At 62.1% G+C, this 18,239-nt stretch carries 11 protein-coding genes; 6 read left to right on the top strand and 5 right to left on the bottom strand.

From position 1 onward, the window contains the following. Positions 1-285: 285 nt before the first annotated feature. Positions 286-4,182, top strand: a complete 3,897-nt coding sequence (gene purL / locus J3P85_RS23650) for a phosphoribosylformylglycinamidine synthase (RefSeq protein ID WP_434703737.1) — start codon at positions 286-288, stop codon at positions 4,180-4,182. 4 nt (positions 4,183-4,186) lie between these two features. Beyond that, positions 4,187-4,498 (top strand): NGG1p interacting factor NIF3, encoded by a 312-nt coding sequence (locus J3P85_RS23645; protein ID WP_434703736.1) that lies wholly within the window; start codon positions 4,187-4,189, stop codon positions 4,496-4,498. A 351-nt stretch (positions 4,499-4,849) separates the two neighbouring features. On the opposite strand, the gene nagE is transcribed toward J3P85_RS23645, so the two are convergent. Genes nagE through J3P85_RS23620 form a run of 5 tightly spaced genes read right to left on the bottom strand, consistent with a single transcriptional unit; the run spans position 4,850 to position 12,022 of the window. Continuing rightward, positions 4,850-6,565: an N-acetylglucosamine-specific PTS transporter subunit IIBC gene (gene nagE / locus J3P85_RS23640; RefSeq protein WP_434703734.1), complete on the bottom strand. Its 1,716-nt coding sequence runs from the start codon at positions 6,563-6,565 to the stop codon at positions 4,850-4,852. 33 nt (positions 6,566-6,598) lie between these two features. Next, positions 6,599-9,112 carry a phosphoenolpyruvate--protein phosphotransferase gene (ptsP, locus tag J3P85_RS23635; RefSeq protein WP_434703733.1) on the bottom strand — a complete coding sequence of 838 codons (2,514 nt, stop codon included), beginning with the start codon at positions 9,110-9,112 and terminating at the stop codon, positions 6,599-6,601. Positions 9,113-9,163: 51 nt separating this feature from the next. Further along, on the bottom strand, positions 9,164-10,186 hold the full coding sequence (locus tag J3P85_RS23630) for an SIS domain-containing protein (protein ID WP_434703732.1): 1,023 nt from the start codon (positions 10,184-10,186) through the stop codon (positions 9,164-9,166). Beyond that, on the bottom strand, positions 10,167-11,273 hold the full coding sequence (nagA, locus tag J3P85_RS23625) for an N-acetylglucosamine-6-phosphate deacetylase (RefSeq protein WP_434703731.1): 1,107 nt from the start codon (positions 11,271-11,273) through the stop codon (positions 10,167-10,169). Before nagA ends, J3P85_RS23630 begins: the two co-directional genes overlap by 20 nt. A 17-nt stretch (positions 11,274-11,290) precedes the next feature. Continuing rightward, entirely contained in the window at positions 11,291-12,022 is a 732-nt protein-coding gene (locus J3P85_RS23620) for a GntR family transcriptional regulator (RefSeq protein ID WP_434703730.1), read from the bottom strand. Positions 12,023-12,547: 525 nt separating this feature from the next. Between J3P85_RS23620 and J3P85_RS23615 the strand changes: the two genes are divergently transcribed. The 4 genes from J3P85_RS23615 to J3P85_RS23600 are packed head-to-tail and all read left to right on the top strand — an operon-like array spanning position 12,548 to position 18,207. Further along, complete coding sequence (locus J3P85_RS23615) at positions 12,548-14,308, top strand: type I restriction-modification system subunit M (RefSeq protein WP_434703729.1); 1,761 nt, start codon at positions 12,548-12,550, stop codon at positions 14,306-14,308. Beyond that, a complete protein-coding gene (locus J3P85_RS23610; RefSeq protein ID WP_434703728.1) occupies positions 14,298-15,632 on the top strand; it encodes a restriction endonuclease subunit S in 1,335 nt (444 codons plus the stop codon). The genes J3P85_RS23615 and J3P85_RS23610 overlap by 11 nt, the downstream gene beginning before the upstream one ends. Next, positions 15,629-16,801 carry an SIR2 family protein gene (locus tag J3P85_RS23605; RefSeq protein WP_434703726.1) on the top strand — a complete coding sequence of 391 codons (1,173 nt, stop codon included), beginning with the start codon at positions 15,629-15,631 and terminating at the stop codon, positions 16,799-16,801. Before J3P85_RS23610 ends, J3P85_RS23605 begins: the two co-directional genes overlap by 4 nt. Continuing rightward, complete coding sequence (locus J3P85_RS23600) at positions 16,798-18,207, top strand: ATP-binding protein (protein WP_434703725.1); 1,410 nt, start codon at positions 16,798-16,800, stop codon at positions 18,205-18,207. The genes J3P85_RS23605 and J3P85_RS23600 overlap by 4 nt, the downstream gene beginning before the upstream one ends. Positions 18,208-18,239 lie beyond the last annotated feature (32 nt).

Raw genomic sequence — 18,239 nt, 5'->3', positions numbered from 1 at the left:
CGCAGTATACGCAAACGGCCCCTACCGCCATATCTCGACAGCAAAAGGCCAGTCTGCTAGCCGTTGCAAAACATGTCCGCAACACCGGCCGGCCGGGCTGTGGCGGGCTTTGCGCCGCTGAAAAATATCTGTGCGCGAACCTTGGCACGGGTGTCCAATACCGCCGTGCGCGCAGAGACCGACATTCGGCCAGCACCGCGCGTGCCGTTTCGGGTGCCGTTGCCGGCGGTTTAGGCTAGAATGCACGGCCTCAAAGCACACCCCCTTCCCGAGGCTGTCCCGAAGATGTTGATCCTGCGCGGCGCTCCTGCCCTTTCTGCCTTTCGCCACAGCAAACTCCTTGAGCAACTGAGCCAGAAGGTTCCGGCTGTCAGTGGCTTGTATGCTGAATTCGCTCACTTCGCCGAAGTCACCGGCGGTTTGACCGGCGACGAACAGCAGGTGCTCGCGCGCCTTCTGAAGTACGGCCCCAGTGTTCCTGTCCAGGAGCCGGCCGGTCGCCTGTTCCTGGTGTTGCCGCGTTTCGGCACCATTTCGCCGTGGTCGAGCAAGGCCAGCGACATCGCCCGCAACTGCGGCCTGGCGAAAATCCAGCGCCTGGAGCGCGGCATTGCCTTTTATGTCGCCGGTGAGTTCAGCGAGGCCGAGGCCCAGTTGATCGCCGAAGGCCTGCATGACCGCATGACACAGGTCGTGCTGGGCAACCTGGAGCAGGCCGCCGGTCTGTTCAGTCACGCCGAACCCAAGCCCCTGACCGCCATCGACGTGCTGGGCGGTGGCCGTGCCGCGCTGGAAAAAGCCAACGCCGAGCTGGGCCTGGCCCTGGCCGAAGACGAGATCGATTACCTGGTCAACGCCTTCCAGGGCTTGAAGCGCAACCCCCACGACATCGAACTGATGATGTTCGCCCAGGCCAACTCCGAGCACTGCCGCCACAAGATCTTCAACGCCAGTTGGGACATTGACGGCCAGGACCAGGAAAAAAGCCTGTTCGGCATGATCAAGAACACCTACCAGATGCACAACGAAGGTGTGCTGTCGGCCTACAAGGACAACGCGGCGGTGATCGTCGGCAACGTTGCCGGTCGCTTCTACCCGAACCCCGAGACCCGCCAGTACGGTGCGGTCCAGGAGCCGGTGCACATCCTGATGAAGGTCGAGACTCACAACCACCCGACCGCCATTGCCCCGTTCCCGGGCGCGTCCACCGGTTCCGGTGGCGAGATCCGCGACGAAGGCGCCACTGGTCGCGGTGCCAAGCCCAAGGCCGGCCTGACCGGCTTCACCGTGTCGAACCTGCAGATCCCGGGCTTCGAGCAGCCATGGGAAAAGCCGTACGGCAAGCCTGAGCGCATCGTCAACGCCCTCGACATCATGATCGAAGGTCCCCTGGGCGGCGCGGCGTTCAACAACGAATTCGGCCGTCCGGCCTTGACCGGCTACTTCCGGACCTTCGAACAATCCATCACCACCCCCCGTGGTGAAGAAGTCCGTGGTTACCACAAGCCGATCATGCTCGCTGGCGGCATGGGCAACATCCGCGCCGAACACGTACAGAAGGGCGAGATCCTGGTCGGCTCCAAGCTGATCGTCCTCGGCGGCCCGGCCATGCTGATCGGCCTGGGTGGCGGCGCCGCTTCCTCCATGGCCACCGGCACCAGCTCGGCGGACCTGGACTTCGCCTCGGTCCAGCGGGAAAACCCGGAAATGGAACGCCGCTGCCAGGAAGTCATCGACCGTTGCTGGCAGTTGGGTGAGCACAACCCCATCAGCTTCATCCACGACGTCGGCGCGGGCGGCCTGTCCAACGCCTTCCCGGAACTGGTCAACGACGGTGGCCGCGGTGGCCGCTTCGAACTGCGCAACATTCCAAACGACGAGCCGGGCATGGCCCCGCACGAAATCTGGAGCAACGAATCCCAGGAGCGTTACGTCCTGGCGGTCGGCCCGGCCGACTTCGAACGCTTCCAGGCCATTTGCGAGCGCGAGCGTTGCCCGTTCGCGGTGGTGGGTGAAGCCACCGCTGAGCCACAACTGACCGTCACCGACAGCCACTTCGGCAACAGCCCGGTGGACATGCCGTTGGAAGTGCTGCTGGGCAAGGCCCCACGCATGCACCGTTCGGCGGTTCGCGAAGCGGAGCTGGGCGACGACTTCGATCCGTCCACCCTCGACATCGCCGACTCCATCGAGCGCGTGCTGCATCACCCGGCCGTGGCGAGCAAGAGCTTCCTGATCACCATCGGCGACCGGACCATCACCGGCCTTGTGGCCCGCGACCAGATGGTCGGCCCATGGCAAGTGCCGGTGGCTGACGTGGCCGTGACCGCCACCAGCTTCGACGTCTACACCGGCGAAGCCATGGCGATGGGCGAGCGCACGCCGCTGGCGCTGCTGGACGCCCCGGCCTCGGGCCGCATGGCGATTGGCGAGACCCTGACCAACATCGCGGCGTCGCGCATCGGCAAGATGTCCGACATCAAGCTGTCGGCCAACTGGATGTCCGCCGCCGGTCACCCGGGTGAAGACGCCCGCCTGTACGACACCGTCAAGGCGGTCGGCATGGAGCTGTGCCCTGAGCTGGGCATCACCATTCCAGTGGGCAAGGACTCCATGTCCATGGCCACGCGCTGGAACGACGAAGGCGTGGACAAGAGCGTAACCTCGCCGCTGTCGCTGATCGTGACCGGTTTCGCGCCTGTCACCGATATCCGCCAGACCCTGACCCCGCAACTGCGCATGGACAAGGGCACCACCGACCTGATCCTGATCGACCTGGGCCGTGGCCAGAACCGCATGGGCGCCTCGATCCTGGCCCAGGTGCATGGCAAGCTCGGCTCGCAAGCGCCGGACGTCGATGATGCCGAAGACCTGAAGGCATTCTTCGCCGTGATCCAGGGCCTCAACGCCGACGGTCACCTGTTGGCCTACCACGACCGTTCCGACGGTGGTTTGCTGACCACCGTGGTGGAAATGGCCTTCGCCGGTCACTGCGGCCTGAGCCTGACCCTGGACAGCGTTGCCGAGTCCAAGGCCGAGATCCCAGCCATCCTGTTCAACGAAGAACTGGGTGCGGTGATCCAGGTTCGCCAGGACGCCACGCCAGACATCCTCGCCCAGTTCAGCGCGGCCGGCCTGGCCGATTGCGTCTCGGTGATCGGCCAGCCGATCAACAACGCGCACATCAACATTACCTTCAACGGCGATACCGTCTTCGAAGGCCAGCGTCGCCTGTTGCAGCGCCAGTGGGCGGAAACCAGCTACCAGATCCAGCGCCTGCGGGACAACGCCGAGTGCGCCGAGCAGGAATTCGACGCGCTGCTGGAAGAAGACAACCCGGGCCTGAGCGCCAAGCTCAGCTACGACGTCAACGACAACGTGGCCGCGCCTTACATCAAGAAAGGCATCCGCCCACAAGTGGCGGTCCTGCGTGAGCAAGGCGTCAACGGCCAGGTGGAAATGGCGGCAGCGTTCGACCGCGCCGGTTTCAACGCGATCGACGTGCACATGAGCGACATCCTGGCCGGTCGTGTCGACCTGAACGACTTCAAGGGCATGGTCGCTTGTGGCGGTTTCTCCTACGGCGACGTGCTGGGCGCCGGTGAAGGCTGGGCCAAGTCGGCGCTGTTCAACAGCCGCGCCCGCGATGCGTTCCAAGGCTTCTTCGAACGCACCGACAGCTTCACCCTCGGCGTGTGCAACGGTTGCCAGATGATGTCCAACCTGCACGAGCTGATCCCGGGCAGCGAGTTCTGGCCGCACTTCGTGCGTAACCGTTCCGAGCAGTTTGAAGCCCGCGTGGCGATGGTCCAGGTCCAGGAATCGAACTCGATCTTCCTGCAGGGCATGGCCGGTTCGCGCATGCCGATCGCCATCGCCCACGGCGAAGGCCATGCGGAATTCGAAAGCGAAGAAGCCTTGCTCGAAGCCGACCTGTCCGGTTGTGTGTCGCTGCGTTTTGTCGACAACCATGGCAAGGTCACCGAAACCTACCCGGCCAACCCGAACGGCTCGCCGCGCGGGATCACCGGCCTGACCAGTCGCGACGGCCGCGTCACGATCATGATGCCGCACCCGGAGCGGGTGTTCCGCGCGGTGCAGAACTCGTGGCGTTCGGACGACTGGAACGAAGACGCGCCATGGATGCGCATGTTCCGCAACGCGCGCGTCTGGGTGAACTAAGGCGGTGTACAAGCTCTGCTTCTTCGTCCCGGCCAGCCATGTGGACGAGGTCAAAAGCGCCGTATTCGCTGCCGGTGGCGGGCGAATCGGCGACTATGACCACTGCGCCTGGCAAGTGCTGGGCCTGGGCCAGTTTCGCCCTTTGGACGGCAGCCAGCCGTTCATTGGCGAGGCGGGGCAGGTTGAGCAGGTCGAGGAATGGAAGGTGGAACTGGTGGTGGCCGATGCGTTGATCCGCCCCGTGGTGGAGGCGCTGAAGCAGAGCCATCCCTACGAGACACCGGCGTATGAGGTATGGCGGTTGGAGGATTTTTGATCTTCCGCCTGCAGCAATGAAAAACCCGCTGACTGGTTCAGCGGGTTTTTTATTACATACAATTCCTGTGTGCACAAACCCTTGTGGCGAGGGAGCTTGCTCCCGCTGGGCTGCGCAGCGGCCCTAAGTTTTTTGGCGGTTGCTGCGCAACCGAGCGGGAGCAAGCTCCCTCGCCACAGGGATTGTGTGTATCAGAATTTGATGTTGCTTGTGCCGGCCCCATCGCGAGCAGGCTCGCTCCCACAGGGTATGGTGTCGATCACTTGTCTTGTGGACAACACCAATCCACTGTGGGAGCGAGCTGGCTCCGGGCGGCGATCCGACGAAGGCGTACTTTCAGGCAACGAAAGCTCAGGCTTTGACATCCGCCTTACGACTCAGCACCACCGCCTCCAACGCCCGCCACAACCCCGGCGCTTTCTCCCCTAGCAACAAGTGCCAAACCCCGCCTTCCAGCGAACTGATCCCCTGGCAACCCAGCGCCTTGAGCTGGCTTTCCGATAACCCCTTGCCATCAGCCAACCGCACCCGCAAACGGCTCGTCGCCACGCAATCGAGCTGCAACACGTTCCTGCCACCGCCCAGGGCATCGAGCCATTGCTGTGCTTCGGCCTCCGAGACAATTGTCGTTGAGGCCGGCTCGGCCACGACGTTCGCGGGCGCACTGGCTGGCCTATCGGAAGAAGGCAATGCCAAGCGGATCTCATCGGCGATGCTGTCGGCCATCGGCCCCACCACCACCTGCAAGCTGCCGCCATTGCCGGGGCGAACCACAGCCATGGCGCCGAGGGCCTTGAGTTGGGCGTCGGACGCCTTGTTGCGATCCACCAGGTCCAGCCGCAGGCGCGTGGTGCAGGCGCCGAGGGTGATCAGGTTGTCAGCGCCACCCAAGGCCTGGATGTAGGCGGCGGCCCGTTGGTTTTCGGCGATGACCGGTTTGTCGCCCGCCGGCACGTCTTCACGGCCCGGCGTCTTCAGGTCGAAGCGACGGATGCAGAAGTCGAACACCAGGTAATAGATCGCCGCGTAGGCCAGGCCCACCGGTAAGACCAGCCAGCCGTTAGTGGATTTGCCCCAGCCCAGGACCATGTCGATGAAACCGCCGGAAAAGGTAAAGCCCAGGTGGATATTCAATAAGTTAGTCACCGCCATCGACAGACCGGTGAGCAGCGCGTGGACGAGGTACAACAGCGGCGCAAGAAACATGAAGGCGAATTCGATGGGCTCGGTGACGCCGGTCAGGAACGACGTCAGCGCCATGGACAACAAAATCCCGCCCATGACCTTGCGCCGCTGGGGCAGGGCGTTGCGGTACATCGCCAGGCAGGCGGCGGGCAGGCCGAAGAGCATCACCGGGAACATGCCGGTCATGAACTGGCCGCCCTTGGGGTCGCCGGCGAAATAGCGGGTCAGGTCGCCCGTCACTACCGCTCCGGTAGTCGGGTCGGTGAAGCTGCCAAAGATGAACCAGGCCATGTTGTTGAGGATGTGGTGCAGGCCGGTGACGATCAGCAACCGATTGAATACACCGAAGACGAACGCACCAAAGCTGCCGCTGGCCATCAACAGCTCGCCGAAGCTGTTGATGCCGTGTTGGATCGGTGGCCAGATCAAACCGAACACCACGCCAAGGCCCACCGCGCTGAAGCCGGTGACAATCGGCACGAAGCGTCGCCCGCCAAAGAACGCCAGGTATTCCGGCAGCTTGATGTCCTTGAAGCGGTTGTACAGCGCGCCGGCCAACAGACCGCTGATGATCCCGGCGAGCATGCCCATGTTGATGGTCGCGTCGAGCACCTTCAGCGTCGCGATCATCACCAGGTAACCAATGGCCCCGGCCAGCCCGGCCGTGCCGTTATTGTCCCGGGCGAAACCCACGGCGATGCCGATGGCGAAGATCAGCGCGAGGTTGGCGAAGATCGCCTGGCCGGCATCGTGAATGATCGCGATGTTCAACAGGTCCGTGTCACCCAGGCGCAGCAGCAGGCCGGCGATCGGCAGGATCGCGATGGGCAGCATCAGCGCCCGGCCGAGGCGTTGCAGCCCTTCGATGAAATGCTGGTACATGGCGTCTCTCCTTTTATTGTTGTCCGACGTGGCTCAGCCCAGGGGCCAGTGTTGGTGACAGGCCTGGCGCACGGCGGCGGCACTGGCCAGGTTCAGCAAATCGGTACTGACGCCGCGGCACTGGGCGGCAACGAGGTGACGCACGCGGTCCTTGATTTCGCCGACCTGGGGCGGGCTGACCGACAGCTCCCGTACCCCAAGGCCGATCAGCACCGGCGTCGCCAGGGGATCGGAGGCCAGGGCCCCGCACACGCCGACCCAACGCCCATGTTTGGCGGCGCCAGCGCAGGTCTGGGCGATCAACCGCAACAGTGCCGGGTGCAGGGCATCGACCCGGGCGGCGAGACCCGCGTGGTCGCGGTCCATGGCGAGGGTGTACTGGGACAGGTCGTTGGTGCCGATGGACAGGAAGTCCGCGTGCTCGGCCAACTGTTCGGCCAGCAAGGCGGCGGCCGGCACTTCGATCATCACCCCCAGTTGCGGGCGTTCACTCACGCCGAGCTCGGCACCCAAGGCGTCGAGGCGCTGGCGAATGTGCAGCAGTTCGTCGACCTCGGTGACCATCGGCAACAAAATCCGGCAGCGGTGCAGAGGGCGGGTTTGCAGCAGGGCGCGCAATTGCTGGTCCAGCAGTTCCGGGCGCGCCTGGGCTAGGCGAATGCCCCGCAGGCCGAGCACCGGGTTGGCTTCGGCCGGCAGCGGCAGGTAGTCCAATTGTTTGTCGCCGCCGACGTCGATGGTGCGGACGATCACCGGCCTGTCGCCCATGGCATCGAGCACGGCTTGATAGGCCAGGCGCTGTTCTTCTTCATCGGGGGCGGTGTGGCGGTCGACGAAGAGAAATTCGGTGCGCAGCAGGCCAACGCCCTCGGCACCGTTGGCGAACGCCTGGTTGGCTTCGGCGCTCGAGGCGACGTTGGCGGCGACTTCAATATTCACCCCATCGACCGTTCTGGCCGGCGTATGGGCGAGGGTCTGTTGCTCAGCACGCAGGGCTGCCCTTCGGATCTGTGCTTGCTGCACCTGGGTCAGGCGCTCGGCGGTTGGCGTGAGTTCGAGGCGGCCACCGTCCGCGTCCAGCACCACCGATTGCCCCGGCGCCTGTGCAAGCAGTGCCTCGCCCAGCGCCACCAGGCAGGGCAGGCCTTTGCCACGGGCCAGGATCGCCACGTGGGACGTCGCGCCACCCTCGGCCATGCACACACCGGCCACGCCTTGGGCACTGAGTTGCAGCAGGTCCGACGGGGTCAGCTCCTGGGCGACGACAATGGCGCCCGCCGGCACGTCGAATTGCCAGGTTTCACCCAGCAGCGCCCGCAGGACCCGCTGGCGCAGGTCATGTAAATCATTGGCGCGCTCGGCCAGCAACGCGCTGTGCAATTGCCGCAGCACTTGGCACTGCGCGTCGATGGACCGGCTCCAGGCGTGGGCCGCTGCGCTCCCTTGCTCAATAGACAGGTAGGCGGCGTCCACCAGGACCGGATCTTCCAGCAACGCCAGATGGGCGCTGAAGATCGCTTGCTCATCGACGTGATGCCGGGCCTTGGCGTTCTCCAATGTCAACTCGATGTCGCGACTGACGTGCGCCAAGGCATCGCGCAGCCGTTGCCGTTGTTCTGCGACGTTGTGGCCACCGACGTCCTCGGGCAACGGCATGCCTTCCAGCCGAACCAGCGGTCCGCTGACCAGCCCGGGCGCGGCGCATACGCCGTGGAGCACACCGTCTTCGGCGGTGCGGCTCGGCGCCTTGGCCGGTGGTGCCTCGGCATGGGCTTCTTCGGCCAAGGCTGTGGATAACGTTTTCAGAAGCGCTTGCAGCGCCGCTTCGGCATCGCTGCCGCGGCAACTGACGTGCACTTCGGCCTGTTCGGTGATCGCCAGCCCCATCATGCCCATCACACTGTCGCAGGACGCCGAGCGGCCACCGAAGTGCAGGTGTGAGCGACTCTTGAACCCTTGTGCGGCCTGGCGAACCAAGGCGGCCGGCCGCGCGTGCAGGCCGCCTCGATGGGCGATACGGATCTGGCCGAACACTTCGATGCCGGCGTCCGGCTCATCGTCGCGTGTTTCACTCGGCTTCTTGCTGACGATGTGCAGCAACGGCTCGCCGACCTTGACGCCCTTGAGGGTAATGGGCCGTGCCTGGAAGTGTTCGCCATTGGTGAGGATCAGCAGGCTGACCAGGCTTTTGCAGCGCTGGGCCACGCTGTCCACGTCATAACGCAGCAACGCCTGGCCGTTGCTGACGCGCGCGCCTTCCTTGACCAGTATGGAAAAGCCATCGCCCTGCAACTCGACGGTGTCCAACCCCAGGTGCAGCAGCAGTTCGGCGCCGTTGTCGGCCCGCAGGGTCACGGCGTGGCCGGTGCGCGCGACATGGATAACTTCGCCATCGCAAGGGGCGTAGAGGGTGTCGTTCAGCGGATCGATGGCAATCCCGTCGCCCATGGCGCCGCTGGCGAACACCGCGTCCGGGACGTTGGCGAGGGTGAGCACCGGCCCGCTGAGCGGTGCGCTGAGGGTCAGCTCTTTATTGTTGTTGGGCATGGGCTCGCTCTCTGTGAAGTCTTATTGGCCTTGCGTTAAAGGGCCATCGGTTCAGTGGGTCCGGGTGACCTTGCTCAAGTACCGTGGCTGGTCCGGGTCCAGGCCTCGGGCCACGGCCAGGTTGGCGGCCATCCGGTAAAAGCTCTGGATCGCCAGGATCGGGTCCAGGACCGGGTGTTCGGCACGGGTCAGTGTCAGGTCACGCTCGGCGATGTCATCGGGCGCGGCCAGTAGCACCCGGGCGCCGCGCTGGCGCATGTCGGCGGCTAGGCTCAACACACCGGCCTGCTCGGCACCGCGGGGGGCGAACACCAACAGCGGATAATGCTCATCGATCAGCGCCATCGGCCCGTGGCGAACCTCGGCGCTGCTGAAGGCTTCGGCCTGGATCGCCGAGGTCTCCTTGAATTTGAGCGCCGCTTCCTGGGCGATGGCGAACCCGGCGCCACGGCCGATGACCATCAAGCGCTGGCATTCACGCAACGCCTCGACGGCAACGTTCCAATCCTGGTGCGCGGCTTCACGTAGCCCTTCGGGCAGCGCGGCGCCGGCGTTGAGCAACTCGGCATCGTCTTTCCAGTGGGCCACCAGGCGCGCGCTGGCGCTGAGGGTGGCGATGAAACTCTTGGTGGCGGCGACACTGCTTTCGATGCCGGCGCACAAGGGCACGCTGAATTCACAAGCCGCCTCCAGCGGAGAGTCTTCTGCGTTGACCATCGCCACGCTCAAGGCGCCGCGCTTGCGCAGCAGGCGCAGGCTGTTCACCAGGTCCGGGCTTTGCCCCGATTGGGAGAACGCAAACGCCACCTGGCCACTGACCTTCAACGGCGCCTGCTGCATGGTCACCACCGACATCGGCAACGAGGCCACCGGCAAACCCAGTTGTTGCATGGTCAGGTAGGCAAAGTAGCTGGCGGCATGGTCGGAACTGCCACGGGCCACGGTCATCGCCACCTGCGGCGGCTGGCGGCGCAGGCGTCCGGCAATTTCCTGCAGGGCGGGGTCCAATCGCTGCAATTGGCGCTCGACGGCTTCAGACGAGGCCAGGGCCTCTTCAAGCATTTTGGAAGTCAATGGCTTCTCCTTCGACCATCACGTCGATCAGGTTCAGGGCACGGTCAAGGCGCACGCAGTCGGCCCAGGCGCCGGGTTGCAGGCGCCCGCGCTCGGGCAGGCCGAGGTAGTCGGCGGGGAATTGCGACAGGCGGCGGGAGGCTTCGGCGAGGGGCAGGCCGATTTTCACCAGGTTGCGCAGGGCCTGGTCCATGGTCAGGGTGCTGCCGGCCAGCGTGCCGTCGGCCAGGCGCACACCGCCCAGGCATTTGGTCACGGTGTGGCTGCCCAGCTTGTATTCGCCGTCGGGCATGCCGGCGGCGGCGGTGGAATCCGTGACGCAATACAGGCACGGGATCGAACGCAAGGCCACGCGCATGGCGCCAGGGTGCACGTGGAGCAAGTCCGGGATCAGCTCGGCGTATTGCGCATGGGCCAGCGCCGCGCCGACGATGCCGGGCTCGCGGTGATGCAGCGGGCTCATGGCGTTGTACAAATGGGTAAAACTGCTGGCCCCGGCCGCCAGCGCCGCGACGCCTTCTTCGTAGCTGCCGAGCGTATGGCCGATCTGCATGCGCACGCCCCGGGCGCTGAGGGCACGAATCAAGGCATCGTGGCCGGCGATTTCCGGCGCGATGGTGATCACCCGGATCGGGGCCAGGGCCAGGTACGTCTCCACTTCAGCCATCAACGCGGTGTGGGCGAAATTCGGTTGGGCGCCGAGTTTGCCCGGGTTGATGTAAGGACCTTCCAAATGCACGCCCAGGATGCGCGCGCTGCCGCTGGGCCGCTGTTCGCAGTAATCACCGAGGGCATTGAGTACGCTGGCGATCTCTTCGCTTGGCGCGGTCATGGTGGTGGCGAGCAGCGCCGTGGTGCCGAAGCGCACATGGGTGCGGGCAATGGTGTCGAACGCCGGCGCGCCTTCCATGATGTCCTTGCCGCCACCGCCGTGCACATGCAGGTCGATGAATCCCGGCAGCAGGTAGGGCAGGTCGTTGCTCGTCGGGTCGCAGGGCTGGCCTTCGATGGACACGACCTTGCCCTGTTCATGGACCAGGCGGCCGCGTATCCAGCCGTTGGCGGTGAGGATGTTGTCTTCGGACATGGGGATTCTCTGATCGTCTACCGCCGCAACTCGGCGACGAAGTCGTAGTAATCGTTGCGGCAATAGGTGTCGGTGACTTCGATGGGCGTGTTGTCTTCCAGGTAGCCGACCCGTGTCATCAGCAGCATCGCGGTGCCGGGCGCAATGCCCACCAGGGCGGCGAATTCGTCCGAGGCGTTGATCGCCTGGATGTGTTGCAGGGCGCGCACCACGGGTTTGCCGATGCCGTCGAGGAATTCATAAAGCGAATCGCCAACTGCGTGCGGCTTGGGAATAATCGAGGCGGGCAGGGTGCTCATCTCAATGGCCATGACCGTATCGTCGGCCTTGCGCAGCCGTTTGAGCCGGGCGACTTTGTCTGTGGGCGACAGGCCCAGGCGGATCAGTTCTTCGTGGGTCGGCGGGGTGATTTCTCGCTCCAGCCACTGGGACCCGGGCACGAAGCCTTTGAGCCGGAGCATCTCGCTGAAGCCGCTGAGGCGTGACAGCGGTTGTTCCAGGCGCGGGGTGATGAACGTGCCCGAGCCTTGGTTGCGGCGGATCAGGCCTTGTTCGAACAGCACTTCCAGCGCCTTGCGGGCGGTGACCCGGGAAATGCCCAGTTGCTCGCTCAAGCTGCGCTCGGAGGGCATTGCTTGCTCGGCTTTCCATTGGCCGGCGTGGATCGCGGCTTCGAGGTTGCGGGCCAGTTGCAGGTAGAGCGGGGTGGGTTGGGTGTCGTCGGGGCGTAGGGTCTGGATGTTGTTCATTTGGGTGTCCGATGCGGTTTTTTGGGCGTTGTCGCTCGGTGATTGGGGTGGAATCTAATACCACTTGAATACCATGTCAACGCTGCTTTTCTGTGTTTGGCCAGTGTTTTCTGGGTATTTATTCGGGTGTTATTAAAGTGGTATTAGGGTGGTTTTTGTGGGGCGTGGAATTACAGCGTTGGGATGGGGTTTTTGAGGGGCAGTGGTATGCACGGTATGCGGGTCTCGAAATTTGAGATTTATTTTTGTGCCGACCAGTGATGGGTTGTTTTGTGTGTATATCCGTTACCGCAGCAATGGATATCGGCTGCCTTGGCCAATTTACGCCGAGGAAGTGACTGGCAGAGAACAACCAGATGCCGTTGTTAGTGGCTCGACAAGCCATTTGCTGTGGCGGTTACAGGGCCACAGCGTGTATCTTTCCGCGCACTATAACCGCCCAGCACTAAGCGATGCGGTGAGCACGAATTTCGCTGGACACGCCCCGCTGAAGATAGCGGGGCCTAGCTATTAGGGAATGATCAGATGCACCCCATCGAACAACAATTCTTCACCGAGCTTGAAAAGAAGCTCTGGACGGCCGCTGACAAGCTGCGTTCTGCCCTGGATGCATCGGTTTACAAGCATGTGGTGCTCGGCCTGATTTTCCTCAAGTACGTATCCGATGCCTTCGAGGAGCGCCAACGCGAGCTACGCGCACAACTCACCAACCCCGCCGACGATTACTATATGGATCCGGCGGACTACGGCGACCTCGGTAGCGACGAGTACGAAGAGAATGTCGCCGCCGAGCTTGAAGTGCGCGACTACTACACCGAGAAAAACGTCTTCTGGGTGCCCTTTGAAGCGCGCTGGCAAACGCTGCGTGAGTTGGCGCAACTGCCACCGGGCAGTGAACTGCCGTGGCTCGTACCCAAACGCGACAGTGATGGCCGCTACCTACGTAATGCGGCGGGTGAACTGGAGATGGTGCCAGACAAGATGCGCACCGTTGGTTGGCTGATTGACAATGCTATGGAGGCCATCGAACGCGAGAACACCAAACTCAAGAACGTGCTCAATAAGGAGTTTTCCCGCACCCAGCCCGACAGCCACAAGTTGGCTGATCTGATCGCGCATTTCTCCGACACGAACTTCAGCCAGCCCAGCTATAACGGCCAGCCGTTAAACCTGAAAAGCAAGGATATCCTCGGCCACGTTTATGAATACTTTCTCGGCCAGTTCGCCCTCGCCGAAGGCAAAAGGGGCGGCCAGTACTACACGCCCAAAAGCATCGTTACGCTGATCGTAGAGATGCTGCAGCCCTTCAAGGGTCGGGTGTACGACCCAGCCATGGGCTCGGGTGGCTTCTTCGTGCAAAGTGAGGAATTTGTCGCCGAGCACGGCGGCAAGGTAGCAAACGGAAAAACCGGCCAGATCAGCGTCTACGGGCAGGAGCACAACCCCACCACTTGGAAGCTGGCGGCCATGAACATGGCCATCCGTGGGCTCGACTTCAACTTTGGCGGCCAGCCCGGCGACACCCTGCAAAACGACCTGCACCCTGACCTGCGCGCCGACTACGTGATGGCCAACCCGCCCTTCAATATGAAGGAGTGGTGGAACGCCAAGCTGGAAAAAGACCCCCGCTGGCTGGCGGGCACGCCACCGCAAGGCAACGCCAACTTTGCCTGGCTGCAGCACATGCTCTACCACTTGGCCCCTACTGGCAGCATGGCGCTGCTTCTGGCCAATGGCTCGATGAGCAGCAACACCAATAACGAAGGGGAAATCCGCAAGCAGCTGATCGAGCGCGACTATGTGGAGTGCATGGTCGCTCTGCCCGGCCAGTTATTCACCAATACGCAGATACCGGCCTGTATCTGGTTCCTGACCAAAGACAAAGCCAACGGCTTTAACTTGGACAAAAAGAAGCGCGACCGGCGGGGGCAGTTCCTGTTTATCGACGCCCGCCAGCTCGGCTATATGAAAGACCGCGTGCTGCGCGACTTCACCCTGGACGACATCCAGAAGGTGGCCGACACCTTCCATGCTTGGCAGCACAGCGAGGGTTATGAAGACGTGCCAGGCTTCTGCTATTCGGCCTCGCTGGACGATATTCGCAAGCACGAGCATGTGCTAACGCCAGGGCGCTATGTGGGCGCCGAAGAGCAGGAAGAGGACGGCGAAGCCTTCGCCGATAAGATGGCGCGACTAACGGCGCAATTGGCTGAGCAGTTTTCGGAGAGCGCGAAGTTGGAGGGTGAGATCAAGAAGAGCTTGGCAGGATTGGGTTATGGATTCTGACGTTGAATGGAAAGATCTTTCGCTCGGTGACGTGATCGAGTTGAAACGTGGCTACGACTTGCCCAAGGGCAAGCGTATGCCTGGGAGCGTGCCTATCGTCTCCTCATCAGGCGTGAGCGATTTCCACTCTGAGGCCATGGTCGAAGGCCCTGGAGTCGTGACTGGCCGATATGGAACCATTGGTGAAGTGTTCTACGTCGATGAGGACTATTGGCCTCTGAATACGACCCTCTACGTCCGCGACTTCAAAGACAACGACCCTCGGTTCATCAGCTACCTCCTGAGGACCCTCGACTTCCAGGCGTATTCAGATAAGGGGGCGGTACCTGGGCTTAACAGGAACCACCTGCATCTCGCGAAAGTTCGTCTTCCTGGGAAAACCGTTCAAAAGAGTATTGTCAGGGTTCTCAGTAGCCTCGACTCCAAGATTGATCTCAACTGCCGCATCAACCAAACCCTCGAAGCCACGGCACAAGCCATCTTCAAATCATGGTTTGTCGATTTCGACCCAGTCAAAGCCAAAATTGCCGCCCAGGCCGAAGGTCGCGACCCGCTTCGCGCTGCGATGTGCGCCATCAGCGGCAAACCTGACGCTGAACTCAATGCGCTGCCGAACGAGCAATACGAACAACTCGCCGCCACTGCCGTGCTGTTTCCTGACGAAATGGAAGCGTCAGAGTTGGGGGAGATTCCCAAGGGTTGGAGTCACGAAGCGCTGGCGCAGCTCACGGACAAGATTGGCAGCGGTTCAACACCGCGAGGCGGCAAAGAGGTTTACCTCGAAGAGGGCGTGGCGCTCATTCGCAGCCAAAACGTCTACGATAGCTTGTTTGTCTGGGAGGGCTTGGCCCGCATTTCGGACGAAGCCGCCACCCAGCTCAAGGGTGTCACGGTTCAAGAGGACGATGTCCTGCTCAACATCACTGGTGCGTCGATTCTGCGGACCTGTGTTGTCGAGCCTGATGCACTTCCGGCCCGAGTGAATCAGCACGTGGCGATCATCCGGGCCAAGGCCGGCGTACCGCCGCGTTTCATTCACATGCACCTGCTGCGACCGGAGATTAAAAGCTATTTACTCGGCCTGAATGCAGGCGCGTCGCGCGAGGCCATCACCAAGGCGCACATTGAGTCCTTGACTTTGTTGACCCCAGGCCCCTTGCTGCTGGCAGCATTTCAAACCGCAACTGCCCCTCTGTTTCGACAGGTGCAACGCTTCGCTCAACAGATGCGTGTCCTCGACGAACTGCGTAACACCCTTCTCCCAAAACTGCTCTCCGGCGAGTTGTCTGTCGAAGCACTCGCCGAACCTGCCGGGGCCGCATGATGGATATCAAAAAGCTCCGTGAAAACAAGCTTATCGTGGACAAGGTCGAGGAAGCCTTGCAGGCGGCATATTCGTCGAATCAGGAATTCAATGCGGTCCTCGATGAGGCTGAGCCGCTAGCATTTAAAAGCCTGCGCGACCCGGAACACGAGTACCTGATCAATGTAAGCGATGCCTTGTACTGGGTTGAGCGTGATGCCTATCTGGATGAGCTGGATCACTGGGAAGGCCAGTGTCAGGTCAATCAGCACGAGGCGGCAACAGCCTTTATCAAGGACTCCGATCAGCAAGCAGTCTTTCTCGACCTTGTGGATGCCATTCGCTCCGGGCGAATCGCGCCGTTTGTCGGTGCGGGGCTCTCCAAACCCTGCGGATATCCGATGTGGGGTGAGGCGCTGCGCAAGATCGCACAAAAGCTGGGTGGCCTGGATGTACAGGACATCGAGCCGCTGATGGCGCAGTACGACTACCTGCAAGCCGCGCAAGTGCTGCATGAAACGGACGCAGAAATTGTGCGGCATTTTATCAAGACCGAGTTTCGCCAGCGTGGGGCGATCACCGGACCGATCACGCTGCTGCCTGATCTCGCCAACGGCTGTATCGTCACCACCAATTTCGATACGGTCATCGAAGACCTGTTTCGAGAAAAGGCTCGGCCGCTGGACGGCTATATGCACGGCATGCAAGCGGGTAATAACTTCGTACAACGGCTGTTGCGCGGTGAGCGTTGCATTCTGAAGCTGCACGGAGACGCCGGGCAGGCCAACACCCATGTGTTTACCCAGGTGCAATATCAGGAGGCCTACGGTGGGGCCGGGGGCGAGCCCTTCGCGTTCAAAAACCAGTTACCTCGGGCGTTGCGGCAAATCTTCATCAGTCACTCGCTGCTGTTCTTGGGCTGTAGCCTGGAGCAGGACAAGACGCTCGATCTGTTCAAATCAGTGGTCGATGAAGCGGCATTTGAAATCCCCGATCACTTTGCCCTGCTCAATGAACCCGCAACACCGCAAGAGCGAGCCCGCAAGGAAGCCCGGTTGTTGCAGCTTAAGATTCGGCCTCTTTGGTATATGACGCCTCTCGATGCTGAGGGTAAGCCGGATCACATCCTGCTGGAGCAGATTCTTAGGCTGGCCATCGCCGTAGCGCGTAAACAGGTGGTATTTACATGAGCACGTCACCCGCACAAATCGACATCTGGCGCGGCATCGCCTCCGAAACCCAGAACCTCGAATTTAAAGAGGCGCGCAATCAATACGACACCACCAAGTTGTGCCGCTACTGCGTAGCCATTGCCAACGAGGGCGGCGGGCATCTGGTGCTCGGTATTGCAGACAAACCGCCACGCGCCGTGGTGGGCAGCCAAGCGTTTCCGGACAACCAGGATATCGCCGAGAAGCTGTTCCACTGGGTGGGTTTTCGCGTCGATGTAGAAGCCGTTGCTCACCCGGAGGGGCGGGTTGTGGTGTTCAGTATTCCGGCGCGGCCCAAGGGCACGGCGTACCATCATGATGGCGCTTATCTGATGCGCTCCGGCGAAGAGTTGGTGCCGATGAGCGAGGATCAGCTGCGCAAGATTTTCGCGGAAGGGCAGCCCAGCTGGCTGGAGAATCCCTCGCTCAAGGATGTGTCTGCGCAAGATGTGGTGCAGTTGCTCGATACCCAGACCTTCTTCGACTTGATACGCTTGCCTTACCCCACCGACCAGGAGGGTGTGCTGGCTCGCTTACTGGATGAACGTTTGATTGAGCGCACCTCGGCCGGTTTCAACATCTTGCATATTGGCGCTGTACTGCTGGCCAAGAATATGCGGCAGTTCCCCGACATCAGCCGTAAGGCTGCGCGTGTGATCCTGTATGCCGGCGAATCCAAGATGCAGACCGTCTCGGATGTGACCGGCGAAAAGGGCTATGCCGTAGGCTTTGCCGGGTTGGTGCAGTATGTGATGGGCAAGTTGCCGCAGAACGAGGTGATCGAAGGGGCGATTCGCAAAGAGGTCAAGTTGCTGCCCGAAGTGGTGGTGCGAGAGTTGCTCGCCAATGCTCTGATTCACCAGGATTTTGATATGGGCGGCACCTCTCCTGTAGTGGAGGTTTTCAGCAACCGCGTGGAGATCTCCAACCCAGGAGAGCCCATCGTGCCGGTTGAACGCTTTATCGATGGTTATCAGTCCCGCAACGAGCGGTTAGCCGACCTGATGCGACGTTTCGGGATTTGCGAAGAAAAGAGCAGCGGCATTGATCGGGTGATCGAAGCGGCTGAGTTGATGCAGCTTCCGGCCCCTGAGTTTTTAACCAGCCACCGCCGCACGATTGTGGTGATTCACGGCCCCCGTTCGTTCCGCGAGATGAATGGCAGCGACCGAGTTCGCGCCTGCTTCCAGCACTGTGTTTTGCAGTATGTGCTGCGCAAACAGATGACCAATCAGTCTTTGCGCGAGCGCTTTGGCCTGCCTGAGGGCAGTAGCAACACGATTTCGCAGATCATTACCGCGACCATGGAGCAGGGGTTGGTCAAGAGCGACCCGAACGCGCCGGATTCAAGACGCTATGCGCGGTATATACCGGCATGGGCGTAGCCGCCATTTCATCGCAAATCTGTTTGGTTGCC

The sequence above is a fragment of the Pseudomonas sp. Z1-12 genome, assembly GCF_051132015.1.
GTDB classification, from domain to species: Bacteria; Pseudomonadota; Gammaproteobacteria; order Pseudomonadales; family Pseudomonadaceae; genus Aquipseudomonas; species Aquipseudomonas zanjanensis.
The sequence above is the reverse complement of the archived record's forward strand: the minus strand, read 5'-3'. Positions and strand labels throughout refer to the sequence as shown.